At 49.2% G+C, this 26,860-nt stretch carries 18 protein-coding genes; all 18 read right to left on the reverse strand.

Going from position 1 to position 26,860, the window contains the following annotated elements; all coding sequences use genetic code 11:
- Positions 1 to 53 precede the first annotated feature (53 nt).
- Positions 54 to 2,774 carry a helicase C-terminal domain-containing protein gene (locus MMG03_RS09155; RefSeq protein WP_249506141.1) on the reverse strand — a complete coding sequence of 907 codons (2,721 nt, stop codon included), beginning with the start codon at positions 2,772 to 2,774 and terminating at the stop codon, positions 54 to 56.
- A gap of 19 nt (positions 2,775 to 2,793) precedes the next feature.
- On the reverse strand, positions 2,794 to 4,572 hold the full coding sequence (locus MMG03_RS09160) for an Ig-like domain-containing domain (RefSeq protein WP_249506142.1): 1,779 nt from the start codon (positions 4,570 to 4,572) through the stop codon (positions 2,794 to 2,796).
- Positions 4,573 to 4,591: 19 nt separating this feature from the next.
- Positions 4,592 to 5,989 carry a signal peptidase I gene (lepB, locus tag MMG03_RS09165; protein WP_073159193.1) on the reverse strand — a complete coding sequence of 466 codons (1,398 nt, stop codon included), beginning with the start codon at positions 5,987 to 5,989 and terminating at the stop codon, positions 4,592 to 4,594.
- 33 nt (positions 5,990 to 6,022) lie between these two features.
- The gene (locus MMG03_RS09170; RefSeq protein ID WP_073235813.1) at positions 6,023 to 6,790 is read right to left on the reverse strand and encodes a LytTR family DNA-binding domain-containing protein; all 768 of its coding nucleotides are present in this window, start codon (positions 6,788 to 6,790) and stop codon (positions 6,023 to 6,025) included.
- Entirely contained in the window at positions 6,787 to 7,278 is a 492-nt protein-coding gene (locus tag MMG03_RS09175) for a copper resistance protein NlpE N-terminal domain-containing protein (RefSeq protein WP_083539722.1), read from the reverse strand. Before MMG03_RS09175 ends, MMG03_RS09170 begins: the two co-directional genes overlap by 4 nt.
- Positions 7,279 to 7,324: 46 nt before the next feature.
- A complete protein-coding gene (locus MMG03_RS09180) occupies positions 7,325 to 8,257 on the reverse strand; it encodes an SUMF1/EgtB/PvdO family nonheme iron enzyme (protein ID WP_083538179.1) in 933 nt (310 codons plus the stop codon).
- The gene (locus MMG03_RS09185) at positions 8,257 to 11,694 is read right to left on the reverse strand and encodes a hypothetical protein (RefSeq protein WP_249506143.1); all 3,438 of its coding nucleotides are present in this window, start codon (positions 11,692 to 11,694) and stop codon (positions 8,257 to 8,259) included. Before MMG03_RS09185 ends, MMG03_RS09180 begins: the two co-directional genes overlap by 1 nt.
- A gap of 60 nt (positions 11,695 to 11,754) precedes the next feature.
- A complete protein-coding gene (locus MMG03_RS09190) occupies positions 11,755 to 12,498 on the reverse strand; it encodes a hypothetical protein (RefSeq protein WP_249506144.1) in 744 nt (247 codons plus the stop codon).
- A 14-nt stretch (positions 12,499 to 12,512) separates the two neighbouring features.
- Positions 12,513 to 14,456 carry a lipopolysaccharide assembly protein LapB gene (locus tag MMG03_RS09195; protein WP_249269355.1) on the reverse strand — a complete coding sequence of 648 codons (1,944 nt, stop codon included), beginning with the start codon at positions 14,454 to 14,456 and terminating at the stop codon, positions 12,513 to 12,515.
- Between the two features lie 10 nt (positions 14,457 to 14,466).
- Positions 14,467 to 15,249 carry a PASTA domain-containing protein gene (locus MMG03_RS09200; RefSeq protein ID WP_073159048.1) on the reverse strand — a complete coding sequence of 261 codons (783 nt, stop codon included), beginning with the start codon at positions 15,247 to 15,249 and terminating at the stop codon, positions 14,467 to 14,469.
- Between the two features lies 1 nt (position 15,250).
- Positions 15,251 to 15,961, reverse strand: coding sequence for a Crp/Fnr family transcriptional regulator (locus MMG03_RS09205; protein WP_073159050.1), 711 nt, complete (start codon positions 15,959 to 15,961; stop codon positions 15,251 to 15,253).
- 23 nt (positions 15,962 to 15,984) lie between these two features.
- Entirely contained in the window at positions 15,985 to 17,268 is a 1,284-nt protein-coding gene (locus MMG03_RS09210; protein ID WP_073159052.1) for an adenylosuccinate synthase, read from the reverse strand.
- Between the two features lie 568 nt (positions 17,269 to 17,836).
- The gene (locus MMG03_RS09215; protein WP_073235799.1) at positions 17,837 to 18,820 is read right to left on the reverse strand and encodes a MoxR family ATPase; all 984 of its coding nucleotides are present in this window, start codon (positions 18,818 to 18,820) and stop codon (positions 17,837 to 17,839) included.
- Positions 18,821 to 19,051: 231 nt separating this feature from the next.
- A complete protein-coding gene (locus tag MMG03_RS09220; protein WP_073235796.1) occupies positions 19,052 to 19,918 on the reverse strand; it encodes a BatD family protein in 867 nt (288 codons plus the stop codon).
- Positions 19,919 to 20,028: 110 nt separating this feature from the next.
- On the reverse strand, positions 20,029 to 21,939 hold the full coding sequence (locus tag MMG03_RS09225; RefSeq protein WP_088658779.1) for a glycosyl hydrolase family 8: 1,911 nt from the start codon (positions 21,937 to 21,939) through the stop codon (positions 20,029 to 20,031).
- Positions 21,939 to 24,080: a cellulase family glycosylhydrolase gene (locus MMG03_RS09230; protein WP_249506145.1), complete on the reverse strand. Its 2,142-nt coding sequence runs from the start codon at positions 24,078 to 24,080 to the stop codon at positions 21,939 to 21,941. The genes MMG03_RS09225 and MMG03_RS09230 overlap by 1 nt, the downstream gene beginning before the upstream one ends.
- Positions 24,081 to 24,274: 194 nt before the next feature.
- Complete coding sequence (locus MMG03_RS09235) at positions 24,275 to 25,735, reverse strand: glycosyl hydrolase family 8 (protein ID WP_073159062.1); 1,461 nt, start codon at positions 25,733 to 25,735, stop codon at positions 24,275 to 24,277.
- Between the two features lie 92 nt (positions 25,736 to 25,827).
- The gene (locus MMG03_RS09240) at positions 25,828 to 26,838 is read right to left on the reverse strand and encodes a T9SS type A sorting domain-containing protein (protein WP_249506146.1); all 1,011 of its coding nucleotides are present in this window, start codon (positions 26,836 to 26,838) and stop codon (positions 25,828 to 25,830) included.
- Positions 26,839 to 26,860: the final 22 nt, after the last annotated feature.

Here is a 26,860-nt window from a genome sequence, read left to right on the forward strand (position 1 = left end):
AGTCACACCCTATTAGGGCGCCAAATTTAGAAAAAATAATCCGGAGCCAAAGTCTAGGACTTCACAAAAGACTTGATGTCTTCTATGGAGTCGGCAACCTTCTGCTTCATGTTCCAGATCCGCATAAAGCTCTTGCCATAATGTTCCAGCACCACGCGGTTATCAAGAATCAGAACCTTACCAGAATCTTCTTCAGAACGAATCAGACGTCCCAGCCCCTGACGCAATTCCATATAGGCTTCCGGCACATAATAATCCTTAAAGGAATTCTTACCGTCGGATTTCATCTTGGCAGAAATTCCCGCAACAAGAGGATCCATGGGATTTGGGAACGGAAGCTTAGGAATCACCAGAAGTTTCAAGGCGTCACCCGGGAAATCAACACCTTCCCACAAGCTTTGACAGCCCAAAAGGCAAGCGCCCCTTTCCTTGCGGAACATGGCAATCAGTCCATCCAGAGCACCGTCGACATGTTGGCAAAGAAGCAGTTTGCCCTTTTGCGCAAACAGCGGAGCAAGTGCCGCCTGGGCCTTCATCATCGCCGAAACGCTGGTAAAGAGAACCATGGCATTTTCTTCCACCTCCGGCAAGAACTGACATAGGGTATCGTTCAAAGCCTCGTTATATTCCGGTGCAGAAGGTTTCGGCAAATATTTAGCCACCATTACAGACTGGCGAGCATCCTTTGTAGACGATTCGTTATACACTCTAAGGAAGGGGGCCCTCTTTGGATCCTGGACGTTCAAGCCCATTCTTTCAACAAAGTAAGTCAAGTCACCCTGTACCGCCAAGGTCGCAGAAGTAAAGGTAGCAGACTTGATCCAAGGATAGAACTTTTCTTTCCAGATAGTACCGAAATTCAACGGGTAGGCATGAAGCTTTATGGTATGAGGATTAAAAGGTTCCTCCATAAAGAAGATCCAGTCTTCGCGAGCGCCCTTGGTCAGGAACTCAAAATCAGAAACGAATCTTTCGATCTCCGTCATTCGGCCATTCAGATCATGCACCAATCCAGAAACAGATTCATTGACCCTGGAAGCCATGGCGGAAAGTTTTTCTACCAGTTTCTGAACCTTGGCATACTGGTCCATAAAGCCTGCAGGATCGGCATCATATTCTGCCATCATGCTAGAAGAATACGAGAAGCCATTCTTATTTTTCTGCTTTGTCAGCTTCTTGCCGATCTTCATAAAGAAACGATGCAAGGCCTTTTCCAATTCGCCCAGGCTTTCAACCAAATTAGCGCATACCTCATGGGCTTCAGTACACTCCGCCGGAATTCCAGCCTCGATTTCTACAACGAGGCCATCCTTTTTAGTGCGGGACGGAACCATAGTCTTAATGACATTACGCAGGCCAAAGAACGACACCGTACGGCACAGCGACTGGTTGCTGATTTCAGGCAGACGGTGAGCTTCATCAAACACAATATGTTCGTAAAGCGGAAGCAGCGCAAAATCCAATGACATGTCTGCCAGGAACAGAGAATGGTTTACCAGCAGCAAATTGGAATTCATGGCACGGCGCTTTGCGGCAAGGGCTGGGCACCTGCCATAATTCGGGCACTTTTCTCCAAGGCAAGACTTTGCAGAACTTGCCATCTTGGACCAAAGCACACGATTACGTCCCTGACTAAAAGAAGAGCATTCATTCACGTCACCAGTTGTCGTCGTATAGACCCAAGGTATAATAGCCATGAAGGAATCTCTTTCTTCCGGCAAGAGCATATTTTCGGGGGACGCAAGAATTGCCTCAAACTTTCTTAGGCACAAATAATTTTCGCGCCCTTTCAAAACAGAAGCCTTCAACTTGCCATTGTACAAGCAGGACAGCTGGGGAATATCGCGATTCCACAATTGTTCCTGAAGCGCACGGGTTGCCGTACTAATGACGACTCGTTCACCGGATGCAGCCTTGTTAGCAGCGGCCACTAAATACGCAAGCGATTTTCCAGAACCCGTAGGAGCCTCGATGACGCAAAGCCCACCCTTATGCATATTGCGTTCCACCACAGCGGCCAAATCCTGCTGGTTAGAACGGGGCTGATACCCAGCCATATTCTTGGCAAGAATGCCGCCTTCCTGGAAGAATTCTCCCACACGAGGAACGTGGTTCTTTACAGGAACCTCTTCCAGGGGGACTTCCGGCAACTTGTAAGAAAATTCATTTCCGGATTCACCAGAAACGGGCCAGATTGCAGACCAGTTGGAATTGACTGCAACCTTGGAAAGGGCGTTATACAGCCAGCGGTCTTCACCCTGAATTTTTTCCAGGGACATCACAAAAAGTCTGCCGCAGGCATCGGCATCAGGCAACGCGCGGTGTGCCCGGCTCCTGGGAATATTCAATTCCTGGACCAGGGTATCCAAGCGATGATTAGGAACATTCTGGAAGGCGATACGAGAAACCGTCAAGGAATCCCACACCATATGGTTTTCAAAGGAAATACCGACCTTTGCAAAAGTCTGGGTCAGAAACTTCGAATCAAATGCGGCATTATGAGCAACAATGGGATAATCTCCGATAAAGGAATAAATCTTGCCTGCCACACCTGCAAATGATTCTGCATTTTCAAGATCGCTCTTGTATATTCCAGTCAGATTTTCAATAAAGGGGCGCAAGGAAGCCGTCGTTGGCTTGACCAGATAATCCACATCTTCAACAGGGACCCCATTTTCAAAACGGACCAACGCGACTTCGATAATTTCATCTTTTTCAAAATCAAGACCCGTTGTCTCAAGATCAATCGCAACAAAAGTCGGAATATTTCCCATATTTATCCTCACCAAAATTCTAATGCAGAGACGGAATTGCAGCCTGCAACTGGTCTAGATTATTTTCACCATTCTTCAGCTTCAATGTATCGTTAATCGCTCTCCAGGGAGACCCATAACGGAAAGGTTCAATGGAACCTCCATCAGGAATATTCTTTCCTTCCTGGGGATAATAGTAGTCCATAAAATAGGACCCTTCGACCAGTCCGTTAAACTTAAAGCGGCCCGCATTATCACAAGGTTCTATAAAATCCTTATCAGACTCGATGGAATGCAGACGGACCAGGGCACCTACCTTTGCACCGGGGACAGCACCCTGCAACGTTGCAAGTTTCAACTTCGCCACCGTTTCAAATTTCTGCAGTTTCTTGTACTTCAGTTCAACAACGGTATCACGAACGCCATTACTGTCGGCAGCCGCCAACGTCGTATCGTTATACCCCATCAAGAAGTTCATCGTAAGGTCCGTTCCCCACGGGTCAGAATTCAATACCACAAAACGCACCGGATCGATTTGCTTGACCTGAACCTCGGTCGTATCCTTGTTAACCGCCACATAGAAGGATTCTTCTACAGAATCCAGTTTGGGCTTATTAAACAAGACGATCAGGGAATCGTCAGGGAACAGGTTCTTTGACTTCGAGACAGCCTTCACCGTACTTACCGCAGGCGGAAGCGTATCGGACTCCATCTTCTTCCATTCCCATTCCACTTCATTTCTTGCCGTATCCAAAGTTCGATAAAGCGAATCCTTTCCGGCAAGACAAGTAAACTTGTAAAGAATTTCACTTTTGGGTGCCGGATCAAAATAGAACTGCGGCTTATTGGAAGATGCTCCCAAATAAACAAGCTTCGGATACACCTTCTCATTTTCAGGAGAAGTCAGGAAGCAGTTGGCAGAATCTCTAAACAGGGAATCAAAATAGACGTTTCGTGTAAAGTTCGCTTCCAGCACATTTGCAAAGGGCTGAGATACAGATTCCAGTTCCAGATGAGACGAGTCCATATCTGCCACGGCAATCCATAAGGTATCCGTTGTCTCTGCAGTCAGGTGAATATCCTGGGTCCAAACGCCAGCCTGTTCCGTTGCCAGTTCCACCTTCTGGTTACCATTGCCATCCACAAAGGCTACGACACGATACATTCCCGCCTTAAGACCCGTCAAGGTAAAATGCCCCGCACTATCGGCTCGAGTCACATACAGGGGCGGTTCCTTAAGAATCATAGGCAGGGAGTCCAGCGCCTTGGTTACAGAATCGCGGTACTTATCCAGATAATGTTTCGTTTCACGATCTGCACCCATCAGGAACAAACCCACACTGGGAAATTCCTTCTTCTTTGCCATAGCCGCATTCACAAGAACTCGGCCCGAAAGAGTCAACGAGTCAATATAGGCTCCCGTCGAGAACACAACCTGGAAAGGCTTTGCAAGAGCATTGCCGCGCAAATCCTTGATACCACCCGCAAACGTTACTGTGTACGTCGTTCCAGAATCAAGCTCTGCACGAGACGACAACTCCAGAGTTTTGCCGCTGACGTCAAACCGCACTCTTTTATCAATCGGCGGAGAAATAGAAACAGCGCTCCTGGGAATAGAGGCGTTAATCCATTCGTCAAATTCAAGCTTTACATAAAGTTCGTTAGGATGGTTTGTCGTATACGGAGCTGGATACACCCCCGCCACACGCGGAGGCAACTTATCTTCGGGGCCACCGGACGGAGCCACCTGCGTCGCACAGGCCACAAGCAAGCTCGCAACAATCGCACCTAGAACGTATACGGTCTTAAAAAATTTCATCCTAACAACACTTTCAGACTTAATCAATCAAGTGGATAATCTTGCCCAGTCGGCTCCAGCGGATCTTGAAGGGCAGACGCCACCAGGTAAAGGGATTGGACAAGGCGAAAGACTCATCTTCATTTTCAAAAGAGAAGTAAATGACAAAAGCCTTGGCGCGCATATTACGGAGCGACACATATCCCCAATAACGACTATCTGCGGAATTATCACGGTTGTCACCCATCATGAAATACTGAGGAGTCTGAACCACATAGTAATCCATTTTTTTACCGCCGAGAGTCAAGTTCTTCCTGATTTCAAAAACAGGAGAACGAGCCACATCAGCCTTCAGCGAATCAGCCAGGGAATCAGCAACAACGGAATCCGTAACCGCAGAATCGACGACAGCGGCACTAACAGCCGATGCATTTAAAGCGTTCACATTGTCTTCCAGATCCTTCAACATAGAAGCTTCGAAACCGATGTAGCTAACTTCGCGCATCAGCCCACCCTTGGCATGGGGATCCAGCATAGGCAAATAGCAGATACGGGCCAGTTCCCTGAAATAGGCGAAGCTCATCACCCCAGAAACGGTGTCCCCCTGGGTCACACGCTGCTGAAGGATAGTACGATTGCGGCGGAACAGTTCATTCATGGCCAGCCCGCGGTCATTTTCTACCGGTATGCGGAAGTTCTCGAAATCGTAGTTATTGCTTTCGACACCATCCTTCCACAGAGAAATATCAAGCTTGACGGAGTCATCCGGATTTTCCTGGGCGACAAGGGAACGCAACCACCAGAGCTTATCCAACGGCAGGGAATCCACATACAGAGTATCACCTACAGACGGCACAACAAAAGGTTCTCGTTCGTCACGAGGAGACATGGTTCGAACCGTACTAGTCCATTTACCACGTCCGGGCAAGGTATCCTGCTTAACGCCATTCACATAAAGACGACCGCCATGAACGGCAACCGTATCGCCACTCACGGCCACACAGCGCTTGATGTAATCCTTCGGACCATCGCCATAATGAACCAAGTGAGGCTGTCCCTCTTCAGGTTCATGATCCCAGTAGAAATTGCCAAGCATCAAGGCGTTAAAGAGATGAGTATAGCGGCGAGGATTACCATCGGGATATTCAGGTTCCCCGGGATAACGGAAAATTGCCACATCCCCAGGCACGGGATCGGTAATAGCTGGGAACTTCTGATTTCCAAAAGGTATGGGAGAGCCATAGGTAAACTTCAAACCGAGAAGGAAGTCTCCTGTTTTCAGCGTATCTTCCATAGATCCGCTAGGAATCTGGAATGCCTGAATCACATATTGGATTACAATCAACGCCAGAGCAATGGGAACAATTATTTCCCTAAACAAGCCCTTCACAAAACCCTTCACAGAAAAAACTTTCTTCTCTTGCAAGTTGTCCTTCATCTTATTTTCCAAATTAAAATCTGACTTATAATTTTACAGGCTGCGAATCTTTTTGAACATGGCCTGGCTTACTACCAGTTCAGTCCTGCTCTTATCTCGAAGCACCATGGTAATGCGGGAGTTCACCTTGCGATACTCTGCGATATGGTCAATCGAAACAATGGTCGAACGGTTAACGCGTATAAAATGCATGGGATCCAGACGTTTCTCAAGTTCCATGGTCGACACATCGACTATATGCATCTCGTTCATCGTATAGGCCATGGTAAAACGGCCTTCCGTCTGAAAACGGACCACTTCATCTACACTCAGAAAGATACAACGATCTCCTTTTCGAACCTGAATTCGCTGCAGGTAGAAATTGCTCAAGTCTACCACGTTACGGAACTTCTTCCAGGTAAAATCAGGAGGCGCCGGAATACTAAAACCATCATCGGGAAATATCTTGCGCAGTTTTTCAACTGTGGCCATCAAACGTTCCGAATCAAAGGGTTTCAGCAAATAATCAACCGTATTTTCTTCAAAGGCCTTTAAGGCAAACTCATCATAGGCGGTCGTAAAGACCACATACGGGACTTCCTCCGGATTCAAGGCATGCAGAACATCAAATGCATCCATATCCGGCATCTGGATATCCAGAAAGACGACATCAGGAAGATGGTCCTGAATAGCCTTGATTGCCTGAGCTCCAGATTCTGCCTCCCCCTGAATATCAAACTCGCTCGCGTAATCCTCCAACATGGAGATGATGCGGGCACGAGCCCAAGGCTCGTCATCAATCACTAAGGTCTTGACCTTCATTTCGGATCCTTGGATTTCTGGACGGGAGCCGTCATGATTCTAAACAGTTCTGCACGACGGCCATTTTCATCTTCATAGACCTGACCTGCAGAATTCATATAAACCAGATTTCCAGATGCAGAGCGTTTAAAATTCCAGTGAACACTATCTGCACTTTCAGAAGCAGAGGGCAAAACAATCCTTATGGAACTATCCACTACAGAAAACACACCCTTCAGGGAATCCACCTGCATGGAATCAGTTACACGGGTCTGCACCGCATTAACAGTGGAGTCTTCATTCAAGGTTATGCGCAATGCCTTCATGGTGCAATCATCACAAGGCATACTTCCCGAATAGAGGCCCGTCACATCCTTCGGCAATTCAACAGGCGGAAGTTCCGGTAAAGGTTCAGACTTTTCTTCAGAGCAGGAAGAAATCAGCAATGCCATCCCAACAGGAAGCAAAAACCTTACAAATGAAAAAGCCATGGAGTTCGAAATCTTCATGGCTACAATTTAACAAATTAGCCGTTTAGGCATTAACAGAAATTATCTAAAAACCAGTCGAATGCACCAAACGAAGGCCCAAATCCTTACCCCGATAAAGGGGTTCCCTTTTAGCAACAGTATCGGCGGCAAGGGCCTTGACTTTATCGCCCCAGCCACCTCCACGAACGACTTTCAAACTGCCGGATTTCGCCCCGGTATAATTCATCTGCGATTTTGTCGGTTTCACTCCGTACCAGTCGTTAGTCCACTCCGCCACATTGCCAGCCATATCATAAAGGCCATAGGCATTAGGCATAAACTGAGCCACGACAGTGGGGCCACTACTTTGTACATAATAAGCGTATTTAGAAGCTTCTTCCCGATCCCAATAATATGTCGTAGTCGTTCCGGCACGGTAGGCGACTTCCCATTCCATTTCCGTAGGAAGTCTCACGGACTCAACGCTGTAATCAACATACAAGTTCTGCAGATATTGTGCGTTTTCGGCAGCCTCATAGACATAGGCCGTATCAAGCCCCACCTTTTTCGATAGAGCATTGCAGAACAAGATTGCCTCATACCAGTTTACGTTCGCCACCGGAATACTGTCACCAGAGACACCCATTGCCGGCAAGGAATCCATAATGGTTCTATACAAAGACTGGGTCACCTCCGTCTTCCCGATTTCAAAGGAACTCACAGAAAAAGACATGGAGCCTCTTTTTACAGAGGACGCAGGAATCTTTACCCAGCTTACATAATAAGACAAAAGGGAATCCGAGCTCAATGCAGAACTACACGAAGGTTCCGCAGAACCCGAAGACTCTTGAACAGGGCTTTCCGATCGGCTAGAAGAACTTTTGACAACGGCACTAGACTGACGTTCATGCCCACTGGAGGAGGTTTCGTCCAGATCTTCAGGCGCCCCACCAGCAACAGAACTGCAGGACACCATCAAACCCATGGCAAGAAACCCTAGGCATAAGCGGAACCTCATCAGCGGATAACTCCCACACGGTACAGTTTCTGCTTAGTCTTTCCAGACTTGAAATCTACACGCAGGCGAGCGGTGTATACGTCCGAACCTAGCTTTTTCAGGTCAAGGTTTTCAAACTGATTGCGGCCAGCCACAACATCAGACATTTTCTGCTTGAACACGCAGAGGCCCGTTATGTCATACAATTCAATCGTTGCGGAATTGGCTTCTGCACCAACTTCAAAACGGGCCTTGGCCACCCCGCCACGCACCGGATTGGGGAACATGAAGAATTCCGTAATTTCATCCTTAGACTTAGAAGCCTTCACATCCTTCAGCTTGGAGGCATCAAGATAGCCAGTACGTTCGTTACCGCCGGCAGGCAAGGTCCATGCGGCAGCATTACCCGCAGCATCTTCAGCAGCCTTCTGCAAACGGAATGCACTAACGTTACTTCTGTGGAAGGCATAAAGTTCCGGGCCAGCAGACTTGCTACTACCAACAGCGTCCGTTACATAAATACTCATAGGCTGCAATTCACTCAGGGAGTCCACATACTCAAAACTACCTGCAGCAAGGGGGAACTGTCCAGAAACCCGCTTGGCCTTTCCCGTATAGGCATAAATCAATCCGTCATTGTTAGGAACAAGAATTTCCGGAACATCATCACCAGTCACATCAACCAGCAACGGGTCGCTAAAGAATCCATACACAGGACTACCCTTTGAAATCTTCACGGGGAATCCAGAAACGGGCAAGCCAAAACGATCGAGGGCATAAACCAGGTTATCTCCCAGGAATACGATTTCAGGATAACCATCTCCGTTTACGTCACCCAGGGCCATACCAGAAGTTTCATCAGAGAGGCCGCTGGAGCCAGCAGCTCCACGCTCATAATTCTTGGTCCAGACAACAGACTTTCCATTCCGTTTTCTAGCAGACACCGTTCCACGGCTGCCGAGGACAATAGCTTCCTCAACACCGTCGCGATCCATGTCTGTACAGGAAACGCGGTAGAATTTTTCAGTTCCGTGAACTTTTGCGGGTTCACTTTCATAGGTAGCAGAATTCACCTTGGAACCGAAGCCCACTTCACCTTCGTCCGTAACATAGGCAATCTTGGAATTGCCATCCTCATCCGTACCACAGAAAGCCATATCTGTAATATTTCCGTCGGCAGTCACCTTGACGTCAAATCCCCTAGAGAACTTTCCGTCGCCAATTTTCACATTTCGAATCTGATGTCTAGTCGCATACCACAGTTCATTTCCAACCACCATGGGGCCAGCCACCACAGAGTCCACATCCAACGCCGTTTCACTTACGTAGGATTCGCTTTCAAACTGCGTACGGACCAGATGCTTTTCGTGAAGCGAATAAACGTATTTGCCATCGCTAGCCATACCCAGCAGGGGACCATAATTGGAACCGATGCGATAAAGCGGAATTTCCTTTTCAGTCCCCTTATTCGTCAGCTGTTTTTTAACAACGACCGTATCCGCATCAAACAAGGTATCACCCAAAGCGCTAAATGCCTGCAGGGATCCATTGTCTGCACCGAACACAACAATTTTCTCCCCGCTCTTTTCAGGATTATCCACAAAGACTGCGCCACGGACGATTCCGTTCAGGCCAACCTCTCTCGGGAACTTGCTGTCTTCAATACTTCCATCATCAATAGAAACGGTCACCGTAATAAGAGTCGAGGCAAAATTAAGGACGCTATCCCCCATCAGGCCGTTAGCCGTCTTTTCCTTTCGGAAATCTTCGGGAACGGAAACAGAAATCTTGATACCCGTATAACCGCCCTGGGTCGTCATGGTATTCGCATAACCGGTGGGATTGATGGTCTTTACCGTATCGAATTTCTGCTTTGAAGATTTGTCCGCTACGCGCAAATGAGGCAGCAAATCCGCACCACTTCCGTAATCATAGGTATCTTCGCCCAGGGCGTTCTTAAAGGTCTTTCCGATACTCAGCACGCCATCGGCTTCAATCAGTGAAAGTCCAAACTGATGGTCACGGAATTCATCGCCGGCCCAATAGTTGGCAACACCATCTTCCAAATTTCTACGAAGGAACCATTCGTTCACCTTCCACACGGCAATACCGCTTGCAGGGATGCCCGCATCAAAGGAGCTTACATCAAGAATGACACCACGGGCCTTCTTCTTGTTCACCTTGCATTCCCCCTTGACACAAGTGCTATCCTGGAACACAAGGTCAAGACTATCTACGGGAACGGTCCTGATTGTCGTATCGGAACTTTCGTCAGGTTCACCCAGCACCACGCTCACCTCGCCATCCTTGTTCCAGGAACGCTGACGATTTTCTATAAGCAGGTATTCAGATGCGCTGAGAGGCACCTTCAGGACTTCAGTACAGACATTTTTACTCTTGGATTTTGAGCAGGCCCCGGAACCGGCTGCAGCCACATCCACAGAAATTTTCTTTCCTGCAGAGGGGCGAACTTCCTGAACGGAACTCCACCCCATATAGGTTCGTTCCCAGGCCGCAGGCAGTGCAGGCAAGAATCCATTTCCTGCATTATAGCCGGCAAAGTCCATCAAGTCAAAATAACCCAGGCGAGAAATTCCCTTCACCACATCATAGGTATCGGGCATACCAAGCTGACGGCCTATCTGATTTACCAGAATCCCGTTTACACCCCAGTTCAAACCATCCTGGGAAGCGGTTTCGCTCATGACCATTATAGAGCGCAAGGTATCGATAGAGGCCCCCTTAAGAGCAAGACCGTCAACTACAGACTTCTTGCTAGAGGAATCAGCCTTTAGAGCAACATTTGCCAAGGTATCAGACAGGAACGGCCAATACTCCCCGCTAACAAAAGCGTCTATAAAATCGGCAGGGGTGTCGGCATTGTTCGAACCCATGGTACCGCCATCCATCAACCGGCTGGCACCGGCATGGATAATCATAAAGGCACGTTTCGTATTCGGATTTTTCGAAAGGGGAATGCTAAAGGGCGAATCGCTGGATTCATGAGCGGCCATTACGGCATCGTACACGAACTGCATATAATCGCAAACACGGGAAGAATCAAATTCAGCAGTCTTTTCGCCATCCCTCTTGCTGGTTCGATTATAGTCGATGATTTGCTTCTTCAGCTTGTAAGCACTGGAAGATTCCGGAAAAATTCTGGACTTGATTACAATATTTCCGCCACTGGCAGCCTTGTAATAGGCATTCGCAAAATCAAAATGCTTTTTCCAATAGGGCACACTATTGCGACGGCCCGGCGGATCCAACTTATACGAATCCTTCTTCTTTTCGTCAGAGTCGAAAGTTCCATTTCCCGTGGTCAACGAATTGTCAGTCTTTTCTTCGGCAAACTGAACTCGAATCGCAAATACCTCCAAGGTATCTGCAGCAAAACTAAAAGACGCCTGGAACAAAACCAAGGCAAACAAAAGGCTAATCTTATAAAAAAAACTCATCTTCACAACCTCAATCTACAAAAATCAAAAACAGCCGCACCGGAATCACAACCTAAAAAATTACTGTTCAACAAGCTTAAAACTCCGGGGAACATTCAATTTCCAGGTTCCACCGCTAAAAGACTTTCCGTGGGTCACCTTCTTGATTTTTATTTCCAGGAATCGCTTTTCCCCACGTTCAAAAACAATGGTCTCGGGTAACACATTTCCCTCAAATTCGCGGAACCCGAAAAACTTCAACGTTTCAGGTTTTCCGTCACGTCCCGTATAGGTTAGCTGAACCACTCGCGAATCCTGCAATTCATAGGTAAAGTGACGTCCCGTCCCATCAACGGCTTCGTGGCCAGGCACCACATCCTCGTAATTATCCGGAAGTAACTTACCCTCAAAAAAAGCTGCAATCTGATGGATATGAACCAGGGGTAAGCTCCGGTCATTGAGCAGCCCAACCATATAGCCAACGCCCTTCACATAAAGTTTTTCTGTGGGGAAGGTCATGAGCCAACCTTCTTCCGTCCAAAGCATCGAGGCAACCCCAATGCCCATGGGGCCCGTCAACTCCATGCGATAACGTTTTCCAGGTACAGAAAACAGGACGGCATCCAGCTCCTGATTTTCACCATTCTGGACAATGGTCAGCTTAAACTTAGCCCGCAGACTATCCTGAGGGGCAATTTCCTTTTCCGCCACAGGTGCGTCTGTGCGAACCTTGCCCCCCGTACAGCCGGCAACAACAAACATGGCCAGTACCAAGGCACAGACAGGCAGCAAAGAGAAAAGAGAGCGAAATCTAAACAGCGGCATAAAGCAACCGCCTTTTACTTTTTCTTGATATTAAGGAAGCGCCTTGCTTCAGGATGCTTCGGAATAAGCTTCAGCAATTTCTTGTAGGCAGCCGTGGCTTCAGCCTTATTGCCAAGGGCTTCCTGAATGGCAGCCATATGTTCCCAATAAACGGCATCCTCATCAAACTTCGGATCCTTGATTTCCTGCATGGTCTTCAGGGCCTCTGCATAAAAGCCCTTGCGATACTGCCCCCATGCCTTGGAATCCAGATAAGCCTCAGTGGGAGTTTCCGACTTTTCCATGGCAAGAGCCTTCAAAACCATCTGGAAACCCTTTTCCACTTCGTCTGCGTTGCGGTTCAGGTCAATCAAGGTATAGCCATAATAATTCAGGACTTCGGGCTGATCTACACTGCGGGCGCGAACGCTATCCAACAGGAATTCAAACATCTTGAAGGATTCTTCATAGCGTCCCATGCGTTCCAGATTCATGGCCATCAGCATGCGCACATCCATGTTCAACGAATCGACGGCGGCAATTCCCTCGTAAAATTCCTGTGCCTTGGCACGCTTCGCATTTGCAAGGGCGATCTTGGCAGAATCATACTTATCGGTCTGCAAAATTTCCTGGGCTTCATTAGCCAGAATACGTCCATAGACGCTACGGAACTGCAACTTGTTCCGTTCCACTTCCGCGTTCATCTTGCGCAAAGTTACAGAATCAGCCACTCCGGCCAGCGGGCTCCACTTATCCCAAACGGCGATGAGGGAATCCAGCATCTTGTAGGCCTTGTCATACATCTTTGCAGAGCCGTACATCATGGCCAACATGGCCTTTTCTGCACCCATCGACACAGAGTCAGCCTTCTCGGCATAAAGCACGGCATCGTTCATGCGCTTTTCCTTGACGGCGATTCCAGCCAGGGCGTGGTAAGCATTAGCCGCATAAACCTTCTGGTCGCCCAACGATTCAGCCGCCTGCAGCAGGTGAACCTTGGCGCTATCGACGTCTCCATGAATATTCTCGTAATGGCCCAGGAAGTTTGTCAGCACAGGAGAACGGACACCATCCTCATAGTATTTCTTCTTGAGCAGGGTATATGCAACAGCACGGTCCGTTTCCGCCAAAGTCGTCATCAGGAGAACGACCATGGATTCGTTGTCTTCGCTAGAGCCAGTCAAAGTATCTACGACAGCTCGGGCTTCCTGCAATCGGCGCTGGAACACAAGTCCCTGAACCATCTTGGTCAAATATTCCTTGTTGCCCGTAGCATCGTGAGCCCGTCCAAAAAGATCGATTACAGAAGAATCCTTATGATGTTCCAGCAACAAGTTCAGCTGACGCTGTAACAAGGACGGCATATAGTTCACCTGGGGCAGCAGCAAGTCATAAACACGGATCAGTTCATCCGCATCCTGAACGGCCTCCAGGAACAAGCTATAATCGTAAAGCAAGGTCATGTCCTGATACTTGCTGGAATCAAGGGCTGCCTTGAAATACTTACGACAGGAATCGGCCACACCCGCCTTCACATAAAGGTGTGCCAGCAAGGACAACTGAGAGGCAAGAATCTTACCCTTCAACTTCTGGCCACGCATGGCCTGAATCAAAGCCAGGGAATCATTGCCCTCGGCCATGAGCATTTCGGCCAACTTGAAGGTCAAGAAGCGGTTGTAAGGGTCAGACTCCGCGGCATGCTGCCAGAACACATTGGCCAGAGTCTTTTCGCCACGCATTTCCATTTCGAGAGCGCGGATAAAAGATTCATGGGCGGCATCGATATTTTCAGGAAGGCGCGGTTCCTCGGCACTTACAGCCACACCGCCTTCAGCAATCTGTTTTGCCACAGCGGCGGCAATCGCCAGGGAATCCGCCTTGCTCAAGGTAACGGCCTCTTCCTTTTTCGCAGGAGCGGAACTGCAGGCGTTCAGCAAGAACACCGCCACCACCATCAGCGACAAAAAGAAAGACTTCACCAAAACAGACCTACTCGACAATTACAAAGTTAATCTTGGTATCCGGCGGCAGATAATCGCCATACTTGGGAGAAGTTTCGATCACTGCACCCGGAACAGGATTTTCCATATCTTCGGGAGCCTTGGCGCGCTTGATACGTCCAACCACAAAACCCAGCTTTTCAAGCTTCGGGTAAACTTCGTCAATGGGAGTACCGGCAAAATTCGGCAACAAGGTCTTACCGGTAGTCACACCGGCAGAAATCACCACCTTCACGGTATCGCCAATACGGACCTTTTCACCTGCGATAGGAATCGTACGAATCACCACACCGCGAGGAATGCTCTGGTGGGCCCCCTTCACAATGGCACCCTGCACAAGACCGGCACGGGCCAGAGAAATAGAAGCCTGCTTCTGGCTCTTGCCACGAAGATCAGGAATCTCGACCTGACGGAGCCCCATGCTGCGGGTCAGCTTCACGGTACGACCAAGCTTTGCCACACGGCCTGCAGCAGGAATCTGCACAAGAACCTTGCCGGAATCAATAGTCGCACTGTAGCGCCCCTCTTCCAGCCATTCAAACTTAAAACCAGCATCTGTCAGCGCAGCCTCGGCAGCCTCCTGACTCATGCCTTCCAGATTGGGAACCTCACCCGTGCTGGCAAACTTACCGGCAAAAGCGGGCATCAATACTTTATCTACAGCCAAGGCGAGAAACACCAAAAGGACAATCCAGATAGCGATAGCCTTAACCACGGGAGCCTTTTTCAGCCACCCGCCAACACGACCCACAAGGGATTTTAATTTATCCATATTAGCCCTTGCTAGCCTTTTCCTGCAGGGCGTTTTCGTCGAAGATGACGATATCCTTGCCGGTCATAGCAATAGCATTCGCCTTCACCAACATAGAGCAAATGCGGCTAACCGTTTCACGGGTAGTACCAGACATGTCGGCCAGCTGTTGCTGGGTGGGGCGGTTGTGAATAACAGTTACCATAGTGCCGGCATCAGTATGAATGCGAACACCACGTTCTTCCATCAAGTTCAGAAGAGTTCCAGCCACGCGTCCGCTTACAGACATCGTAGACAAGGAACCGATCTGCTTGTTTGCCTTACGCAGACGCTTACTAATTTCGCTCAGCAGCGCCATGGCAATTTCGGGAGTCTGACGAATCAGGGTCAAGAAGGATTCACGGTGAATGATCATCATCTGGGCATCCGTCACCGTACGCACAGAGGCAGACCTAGGTTCACCGTCAATCAAGCTCATTTCGCCAAAGAAGTCACCGCGTTCCAGGAACGAAAGAATCGTCTCACGACCATCAACGCCGGTCATGTACACCTGGACGGAACCGGAGGCGATCAGATACAGAGCCTGCATCGAGTCGTCGCCCTCCAGCACCACGGTTTCATCGCGGTTATAGTTCTGGACAACAACCAGATTGGCCAGCATCGAAAGCTGATCCTCGTTCAATTCAGAAAAGAGCTCCACACCCTTCAGCAAACCAACAACGTTATTGTCCATAAGAACTTCTCCTTCCGCTTCAATTAGTCCATGTCAACGATAATGCTCTGATCGCGCTTAGCACCGATAGAAATCATACCGATCTTCACGCCAACCAGTTCTGCCATACGGTTCAGGTACTTCTTAGCATTTTCCGGAAGATCTTCCATCTTGCGGCACTTGGTAGTATCGCACTTCCAGCCCGGCATTTCTTCGTAAACCGGCACGCAACGACCGACCTTGGACAGCTGGTTCGGGAACACTTCGATCTTTTCGCCATCGCATTCGTAGTGAGTGCAGATCTTGATGGTGTCGAAAGTATCCAGGACGTCAAGCTTGGTGATAGCCAGGTGAGTCAGGCCGTTAACGATAGCAGCCTTGCGGACAACCGGAGCGTCGAACCAACCGCAGCGACGGTTACGACCGGTGGTTGCACCATATTCGTTACCGATCTTACGGAGGGTGTCACCCATTTCGTCCAGAAGTTCAGTGGGGAACGGACCGTTACCAACGCGAGTGGTATAAGCCTTGACAACACCAACGACCTGGTCGATAGCGGTGGGGCCGATACCTGCGCCGCAGCTTGCATAACCAGCAACAGTGTTGCTGGAGGTCACGTACGGGTAAGTACCCTGGTCCACGTCCAGGATGGTGCCCTGAGCGCCTTCGAACACCAGCTTCTTGCCTTCCTTCACAGCCTTGAACAGGAGGGCGCTAGTATCGCAGACGAACGGCTTGATCTTCTGACCCAGTTCCAGGTAATCCTTGATCACCACTTCCGGATCAATTTCGGGAACATCGTACATCACCTTGAATTCTTCGTTATGAACCTTGGCCATAGCTTCGACGCGGGGGCGCAGTTCACGTTCGTCCATCAAGTCACCGACGCGAACACCGATACGGTTCACCTTGTCGCTGTAGCAGGGGCCAATGCCGCGGCCGGTAGTACCGATAGCAGCCTTGCCAGCCTTCTTTTCCTTGGCCTTGTCCAGAGCAGAGTGGTACGGCAGCACGACCTGAGCATTGTCAGCAATGAACAGGTGGCCTTCCGGGTTGATGCCCTTAGTATGGAGGTCGGCAATTTCTGCAAGAGTCTGGATCGGATCCAGCACAACGCCGTTACCAATAACGCAAAGCTTGTCGTCATGCATAATGCCAGACGGAATCAGATGGAACACAAACTTCTTGTCACCCACTTCAACAGTGTGACCAGCGTTTGCACCGCCCTGGAAACGCACCACGATATTTGCGTCCAGAGTCAAGAAATCCACAACCTTGGCCTTACCTTCGTCACCCCACTGGGAGCCGATTACAACACGATTTGCCATATATCCTTCGTTTTGTTTATGACCCATTCGGGTCGATTAGTTAAACAGGAAATTAGCTACCCAGAGCGTTTCTCCGGGACCTTTTTCGCCTACAAGATAGTAAAGAGCGTAAAGCGGAAAGGATAAAGGCTAAAGAAATGACGCATAAAAACCTGCTTTACACTTTAAACTTTAACCTTTAAGCTAAAAAGGGCGGGGCACCGCCCCTCGCTCCAACCGGCAAAGCCGTTTTCCGCTACCCCACCCAGCGGGGACACCCCGCAACACCCCACAGCAGAAAGTACAGACAAGGTAACAGGCGCGAGGTATGAGGTAGTGAGCGACGAGCCGCATGCCTTTGCGCTGTCATCCTGAAGGCGCTCAGGGTCTCGTGCGTTCATGGGATTCTGAAACAAGTTCAGAATGACAGTCCACACAGTTCACTTCTTTCGTATCTCATAATTCATATCTAAATTCCTCCTCCGCAAAAAAGGAACAGTGAAGTCGAACTTCACTGTTCCTTTTTTATTGTTAACAGCTCAAACCTCTAGGTAGCAAAGCTACCGACCTCAAGCCTCAAACCCAATAACTAGGGTACGTCTACGGAATCCAGGATCTTCTGGACTACAGTTTCTGCAGAAATTTCTTCCGCTTCAGCTTCATAGCTCAAGATGATACGATGGCGGAGAACTTCCATAGCCACAGCCTTCACATCTTCCGGAGTCACGTAGGCACGGCCCTGGATAAAGGCATGAGCCTTTGCAGCCTGGGCAAGACCGATGGAGGCGCGGGGAGAAGCTCCCACTTCAATGAAGCCCACCAGATCAGCGCGCTTGATGCTGCCCGGATCACGGGTAGCCAACACCAGGTTCACGATATATTCGCGGACACGTTCGTCCACATAAACCTGCTTCACAAGCTCACGAGCCTTCAGGATATCTTCCTTGGTGGCCACAGCATTAGGCTGACGGAGACCAGCACCGGCGACAGCATCCAGGATGCGCATTTCATCGGCCTTGTTGGGGTAAGAAACCTTCACCTTCAAAAGGAAACGGTCCACCTGGGCTTCGGGCAGCGGGTAGGTACCTTCCTGTTCGATGGGGTTCTGGGTAGCCAAAACCAGGAACGGTTCATCCAGCTTGAAAGTTTCGTCGCCAATAGTAATATGGCGTTCCTGCATGGCTTCCAGCAAAGCACTCTGAACCTTACTGGGAGCGCGGTTGATTTCGTCAGCCAGCACCAGGTTGGTAAACAGAGGGCCCTTGCGAGTTTCAAACTTAGCTTCGCGGGCGTTATAGATTGTAGTACCCAGCAAGTCAGCCGGCAGCAAGTCCGGAGTGAACTGGATTCGCTTGAAGTCCAAAGAAACGGCATCAGCAAAAGCCTTCACCGCGGTAGTCTTTGCAAGACCCGGAAGGCCTTCCAGAAGAACGTGACCATCAGCAAGAATACCAGTCAAAATACTTTCCACCATGGCCTTCTGGCCAATGACGGTATCTTCCACTTCACGCAGCAGATTCTGACAGAAAGCGCTCTGCTGACGAATCTTTTCAGAAAGTTCCTGAATATCCATTTTATTATTCCTCAAATTATTTCAAACTGAATTTAGCAAATTTCATAAAAGGGATGAGGTACGAGAGACGAGAGAAAAAATCAGATACGAGATACGAGTTATTATAATCGCGCCGAAGACGCCTAACTTATTAATTCGTAATTCATATCTAATTTCCTGGATTCTTCGACTTCGTGCTTCGCACTCCGCTCAGAATGACACGTAGACGAATCACCACTCACCGCTCATAACTCACCACTCTTCCCTGATTCCCATTAGTTTCATGGCCAGTTTCCAGGTTTCCCTGTTTTCAAAGCCGTCACGTTTGCCGCCACCATAGCGGGCATGGGAGAATTCTTCCAACAGGGATTCCCATCCTTCCAGATCGCCCTGCTTCTGCAGCACTTCCAAGTTAACCTTTTCTGCATCTAGGTAAAAACGTTCAGCCGCATATTCCTTGCAGATCGCCTCCAGATCCAAAAGCCACTGGCGACTATCAGCCGAATTCACACGCTGTTTCAGAACAGTCATCTTCCCCAGCAATTCACTTTCGGCAGCCTTTTTAGCCGTCATGGCAGCACGGTTCGAGGCACGGCGTTTCATCCGTAGCATCCCAGCCAAAAGCACGACAACCGCCACCATAACGCCAATCATCACAGGCAGCACACTGGCAGGAGCATCCACACGCAAGGGCACGCTTTCGGTTCGCAAGGTCAAGGGCATCCCCATCTGAGTGGGAATATCGTACTTCAACACGGGAATATTCAGATTCCCCGTATCTTGAGCCAAAATCTTATAGTTAAAAGTAATGGAAGCGATTTCCTTCCCGTCCTTAACGGAGCGGGCCGATTCCTGGCTAACGCCAATCTGCTCCAACCCCTTTGCGGTGGCTGAGTTCGTAGGCAATACCAGCAAGGCGCTTCCGCTAACACTCCAGCTCACCGTCACCGGAAAGTCAATGGTATCCCCCACAACAGCATTCATGGGCAACAAAGTCCCATCCTGGGAATGAACCCCTGCCACAACGGTAATCCCCAACTGTTCCGCAGAGGGCATCTGAATTTCTTCTACCGCAGCACTATCCTGGGCCGCCTCCACATTCAAAGAATCATTTTCCATACCGCAGAATATACAAAAATCAATATGGATGGGGTTTGTCCATACTTTATAAAAAAAGAAGGGTCCGCCTTAACGACGGATCCCTCTTCAATGACTCGCTAGAGCAGCAATTAGTCAGCGATATGAATCTGCTGAACCTTCATGCCAGAAGACTGCTTGACCACAACCAGATAGTTGCCTGCAGTCAGGCCATTCAGCTGGATCTGAGTCATACCAGCTTCTGCCTTTACAGCGGGAACAACCACGCGGCCCTGCATATCCATCACAGACACGCGTGCGGCGTTAGTCAGCTGGACATAGGCGATCTTTTCAGAAACGCTGATCTTCATCTGCTGAGCCTGAGCCACTTCGGCAATGCCATCAACCGGACCCGGATCGACAATTTCAACAGCCTGGCCATCAGCGGACTTCAAGGCCAGATTAGAAATAGCCACCTGAGGTTCATCCCAGTTATTCAAGACAAGGGCCAGGTAAACACCACCAGACTGGGTAGCAGTGAATTCGCAGGTCTGAGCAACGGTCTGGCCGCCAACAAGCTTCTTCATGGCTCCGCACAGCTGCTCAGTCATAGTTTCATCAGCATACACGGCGTAAGTCAGCCACAAGTTAGAACCTTCGGACTGGGTAGCGTCCCAACTCATGACATAAGCCTTGCCGGCTTCAACGCTTTCTACCTTTCGATAGACTTCGCGCTTGTCGCCCTTAATCAGCTTACCCATGTAAACGCCAGTGTTGGATTCGTCGGAAAGTTCCACAGAGGTAGAGTTCCAACCGTAAGCACCGGAGTTTTCGTAGTAGGTGGTAGTATCCTTACAGGCGTCTTCAGGAATAGTAAAGGTCTGAGGTTCAACCGGAGTTGCCTTGGCAAGGTTCTGCATGTTACCAGACATCAGCAAGCCGGTCAGCAAACGGAGGGAAGAATGGAAGTATCCCTGCTGCTGAGACATAAGAGCACCATAGTTGGTATTCAGAAGGTCCTTATACTTTTCGTCTACGATAAGAACGGAGCTCAAGGTACCAATAGAAGAACCATTGGCCTTGCAACCATTGGACTTACAAGGTTCACCATTCTGGTTAATCGTACCATCAGGCTTCATATTGATATAGAGCTGACCATTGTTCCTGGTGCTTACCCAGGCTGCCAACTTGGTAGAAAGTTCCTTTGCATCGGAGTGACCATACCAGGCATAACTCCAGGCCCAACGCCAAGGAGCGCGGACAGCATCATAGTCGTAACCGGCGAAGTTGTAGCCGTTATTACCGACAATGGGCTGGAAAGTGTTATTGTCTGCCCAACCAGAGGGAATACCCGTGCTAGCGTTCTGATTCTTCTTCAGCAAATTGTAGTTGGTAGTGATAGCGGATGCCCAGAAGCTGCTGTTACCGGTATCCACATCCTTGAACAATTCGTAAGCGGCAGGGCTAACATAGCTGGGGTTCTTGTACGGATCCCACTGGTCACCCAGCTTGTGCATACCATTGCTGGAGAATTCGCTCTTACGCATGTTGGCAACCAAGGTTGCTGCGTCAGACAAGTACTGGGAATTACCGAACTGGTAATAAGCCATGATCAAGGCCACAGCCACATCTTCTTCGGCATCAGTAGCACCACCGGTACCAATAGCGCCACCGAATCCCTGGATGTTCCAGTTCATGATGCCGTTACCGTTCATGTTCTTCTTGTAGTAATTCCAGAGCTTCTTGAATTGGCTTTCGTAGCTGGTCTGATTGTCACTGAAATACACGCACATGAGCATGCCGTAGCCAATACCTTCAGAGACAGTACGAGCCTTGTCATCGAACTTGATACGGGCGAGATCACCCTGTTCTTCGTAGTATTCCTTCAGGTAGGTGACAAACTGGTTCTTAAGCATGGTAGAAGCAGTCTGACCAGCGCAGTTCCAGACATCGGCAATAACACTGGTATGCGGATAGCCATGAGCCTGAGGATAGGGGAACTTTACAGCAGCGGAAGCAACCGTAGCTGCAGCAAGACCAATAAGAGCTAAATGTTTAATCATTACTTATTGCTCCAAGGAATAGTCTTCACCATGGAAGACTGTTTAACATTCACGAAATAGTTGCCGTGAGCGACTTCACCCAAATCCATCACGTTAGAGCCAGCAGATACGTACTTAACGACGTTCTTTACGGTACGTCCAGCCATATCAACAACCTGCACGGTAACAAAGCCAGAATGCTTTGCAGTCATCACAAGCTTATTGCCGTTCATACGAGCGTTCATGCTCACGTTAGCCATAGTCTTAGGAGAGATACCTTCAATCATGGACAGGTTGCCAGCACCGATATTGATCATGATTGTTTCGTCAATAGCTTCATAAGTTTCAGCTTCGGGGGCAACAGCGTGAATGGTAATGGTAGCATCGACATTACCAGCCACCAGCATTTCACCGTCCTGAGTTGCATAACCTTCCGGAGTAATGGTATAGGTCACAGGAACCTTATGAGCTTCAACAGTAAACACCTGAGTCGTGGAACCCAATGCAACAGTCTGGTTCTTGAAATACTTGGTATTCAGGGAGTTCACATTCTTTGCATAGGTAAAGGTCACGGTAGTATCAAGAGCGCGATAACCGGGAACAGCAGCTGCAGTAGCGCGGATATGGGCAACACCGACACTCTTGAAGGAAGCGATCCAGACCTGCTGATTCTTGTAGGAATAGCAGTTTGCAGAAGTACAGGTCATCTTCTCAACAGAAACCACATCCGGATTGTCAGAGGTGTAAGTAATGGGGCTACCTTCGATAGTAACAGTTTCGTTCATCTTCTGCTGCATCTTGGAATCACCGGAGAAGTTCTGGCAACCGCTACCACTCAGACGGCAGGTCACATTGGGCTGGGTAAAGGTCTGGTTCGGCATAGCGGTAATGTTCACCACAGTCTGAGAACCGTCGTTACCAGTCATAATTGCCACACCGGCACCATGAATCTTGATGGAACCAGCTTCGATAGTAGCAACAGATTCATCGCTAGAAGTATAAGTACAGGAAGCGCTAGCCTTGCCTTCAATGGAAGTTTCCATTTCAGAAGCAGAAGCGTGAGCGAAGGCGCAAGCACCAGTGTGCTTACCGGCAGTAATAGAGTCTGCCCAGGTGCCTACTCTAGACTTAGAGGTAAGATAGTTCTTGACGATAGTGCCAGAAGTGGTGTAGCTAGCTTCATTCAAGGCAGCCTTGGAATTCAACACGGTGCTACCCTTGAACATGGCAGAAGCTTCAGGCTTATTGCCGACAGTTTCGTGACGCAGAGACCAGTTACAGTTGGAAATACCCTTACCATCCAGGTAGTCCAGCCATTCCTTAGAGCTGCCTTCGCTAATGCTACCGGCACCAGAAGCTTCGGTAGTACCCCATTCGGTAACAAACACGGCATTGTTGCTCAAGCAACCTTCAATGGCATTCTTGAAAGCCCCCAAGGTATGTGTTGCTGCGTAGAAATGGAACACGTAGCCTACGTTGGTCTGGTTAACGCCACCGCAGCTACCCATCTGGGAGTAGAAGGGGGTGCCCACCAGGGCCAGGTTCGGGGAGCCATTTGTACGGATGGCGCTGATAACGGTGTTTGCATAGGAAGCAATTTCACCCATGCCATCATTAACAGGTTCGTTGAACACTTCCCAGATGATATTGGGAACGTTGGCATACTTTGCAGCCATACGGCCAAAGAAATCCGTTGCCAAAGCCTGTTCGCTTCTTGCGCGATGGCTATGCCAGTCAACGATGATGTAGATATCGTTTTCAATGGCGACCTTCACCATGTTGTCCAGCTTAGCTTCCAAGCCAGACGGATTGCTCTTATAGGATGCGGCAACCTTTTCGTCGCTATTGTTACTGCAGTCGCTTTCCTTATAGCAATCAATTGCCATGGCAAAACGGAAAACATCGATGCCAAGCTTTTCGGCAGCCCAGCTGATCACTTCGGAATTGTAATAGGGGGAGCCGGTAGCATCGGACCAGAACAGGCTCATACCGCGGAGGGTCACCTGCTTTCCGCTGGAAATGCTAACAACCTTGCTACCACTGGTACCCAAAGCACCATAGGCAGAAACGGGACCGACACGGAGCGGCTTAGCTCCATCGTAGACTCCTGCAGCAAAGGAAACTGCGCAGGACAAAAGTAGTGTCGACAATAACTTTTTCATACTAAAAACTCTCCGGCTAAAATATTTACCATCCCAATAGTAAAGTTAATTTACTATGCCTAGTTTTATAACCCTTGAACTAGCTATTTTTTGTTTACATAGGTAGACAAAAAGCCCGCCAGAGGCGGGCCTGTGATATTCTGCACGTTTTAGACTACGTTTCGTTTACAATAGTTTACCACATTGACAGTCAACTACTTAACAAAACCGCCATTCAGCAACGTTGCAAACAAGTTCATCAAGATTTCCTTGAAGTAAGTACCAGTGTATCCCACCGGATTGTAGCCTGCCATTTCGTTGTTGAATCTAGCGTAGCAAGCATCCAGCCAGGGCTGATTTACACCCATACCCATCAAGCAGTAAGCACCGATAAAGTGGGTACCCTTAATAGAACTGGTAGAAAGTTCGCCAGTAAGATAGTTATAGGAGTAATCAGAAAGGGCGTTAGGATCGCCTGCAGTTGCAGTAGAGATGAAGGTAGACATCTTGGTCAAGATAGTCTGCGCTTCTGCACTCTGATTCCAGTAGTAATCCCAGGCAATACGCCAGGGAATACGCACAGATTCCTTATCGAACAGCATATAGGACTTGGCGGCAGATCCATTCTTCGGGTCAGTAGCTTCTGCGGCTGCGTTAGACCAATCCGGGAACAGAGGGATAGCGCCCTTATCCTGAACATCCATCATGTACTTGTAGTTTGCAGCCAGGATGTCCAACCATTTACCTTCGGGCTGAACGGCATCAAACAGGCGGATTGCAGCCGGGGAAAGGTAGCTCAGGTTATAGACGTCCTTGTTTGCCCAGGTGTCACCCGGACGGATCAACAGATTTTCGGGATTGATACCCTTGAGCTTAACGGCATCCAGCAAGACAAGAGCGTCAGCCAGATAGTATCCACCGCCCCACTTGCTTTCTGCAAGAATCAGAGAGGTAGCCACATCAAGGTCAGCATCCAGAGCGGCAGAGTTAGAAACGGTATTGCTGAAAGACTGCAGTTCCCAGGGCATCAAGCCAGCGGTATTGTAGTCACGGGCCACCACGTTGTAAGCCCACAGAGCGTTGTACAGGTCCTTATCGTTGTGAAGGACAGCGAGCAACATACCATAGCCGATACCTTCAGAAACGGTACAACCCAACTTACGACGGAGAGCCACCGTAAAGTTCACGCCATTCCAAGATTGCATATCGGTAAGTTCGCACTGTTCGCCCGTACCGCCATCCCAAATCACTCGGGCCGGATTCGGATGAGGGGCACCCATCTTGGCAGTCATAATATACTGTCCCTGGGAACCGGTGAACATTTCGTAGTTGAGGGTAGAACCACCGGCAACTTCATCATTAAGATAAATAATCCAGCGCTTTTTCCAAGTTTCGTAGAACGCGTCGGAAACTGCGGGAGATGCTCCTGCAGGCAGTGCGACAGTAGAAACAGCAGCTGCGGCAGAAGATGCGGGCTGTTCCGGAGAGGACTCGCCACCTTCATTGCCTCCAACGGGAGAGCTAGTGGGGTCCATAGAACCCTGAGAGTCAGAAGAAACAATAACAGACGGATCATCCGGATTGACAACAGGATCGGAACCGGCAGAGGAATCATCACCACAAGCATATAAAGCAAAAGCTATAGGCAATGCAAGGAAAGCTTTCGAAATATTCATGAGCACCTCATTTTTTGAGTAGTCCTAATATATAATAAAAAGGGGAATTCCGTCAAGCGAAATTCCCCTTTTCTAGAATCTTGTGAGTTAAATTACTTCACGAGGATCTTCTGGTTCATGACAGCGGACTTGCCAGCAGCGCGAACCATATAGACACCAGCCTGAACCTTGGAGAGGTCCATGGTCTTCACGGAGGAAGCGGTCATAACAACCTGACCCTGGAGGTTAACGATTTCAGCCTTAGCAACGGTCACACCGAAGGAGAGGGTGCGGCCAGCGAGGGTTGCCTTAACTGCGCTTGCAGCCTTAACAGTGTTGATAGCGGCGTCGCCGGAGCATACAGCAGCGCCAGAACCGTTGGACTTGCAAGTGAATGCAGGTTCAGCAGCAGCAGACTTTGCACCAGAGCAGGTACCCTTAGGACCGACTTCGAAAATACGGAGCTGACCCTGAGCGTCAGAAGCCTGACCATCCAGCTTGAACTTAACAGCGGTAGCTGCAGCGAAAGCGTCAGCGCAACCGCCCGGCAGCTTTTTATCTGCCCAAGTGGGCTGCTTGAAGTCTGCGATAGCCTTGTCAGCCTTGGTCGGAGTAGCAGCCTTGGTGAGGGTCACGCTACAAGAAGCGTCGCCTGCCTCCGGAGTTGCAACTTCGAGAGTCACAGCGAGGTCAGAAGTATAGGTAGCGCAGAGACCACCAGCAGCGGTGATGTCCATCGGATCCTGGCTAGCACCAACAGTGTTGAAGCCGAAGCCAACGAAGTTGTACGGATATTCAGCGGTCTGACCGGTAGTGGTCGGGTCGACGAGAACGTACTTGATGGTTGCATAACCGAGGTTTTCAATCATCGGCTGAACGAGGGATTCGTACTGGTCAGCTTCGTACGGATAGATAGCGTAGGAACCACCCTTGTCGTTCTTACGGTCATCATAGTCGTACCAGTAACCCATAGTGGTTTCTTCGCAAACCTGGTATTCGTACATGCAGTCTCCACCAGTGTTAACCTGCTGGTTGGTGCCATCGAACCAAATTTCGAGGTTAACGGCAGCGGATGCCATTGCAGCCATGGAAACTGCAGAAAGTGCAATAAGTTTCTTATTCATAGTATCTCTCTCTTTTTTTTCC

The organism is Fibrobacter sp. HC4 (assembly GCF_023373925.1).
In the GTDB taxonomy this organism is placed as follows: Bacteria; Fibrobacterota; Fibrobacteria; order Fibrobacterales; family Fibrobacteraceae; genus Fibrobacter.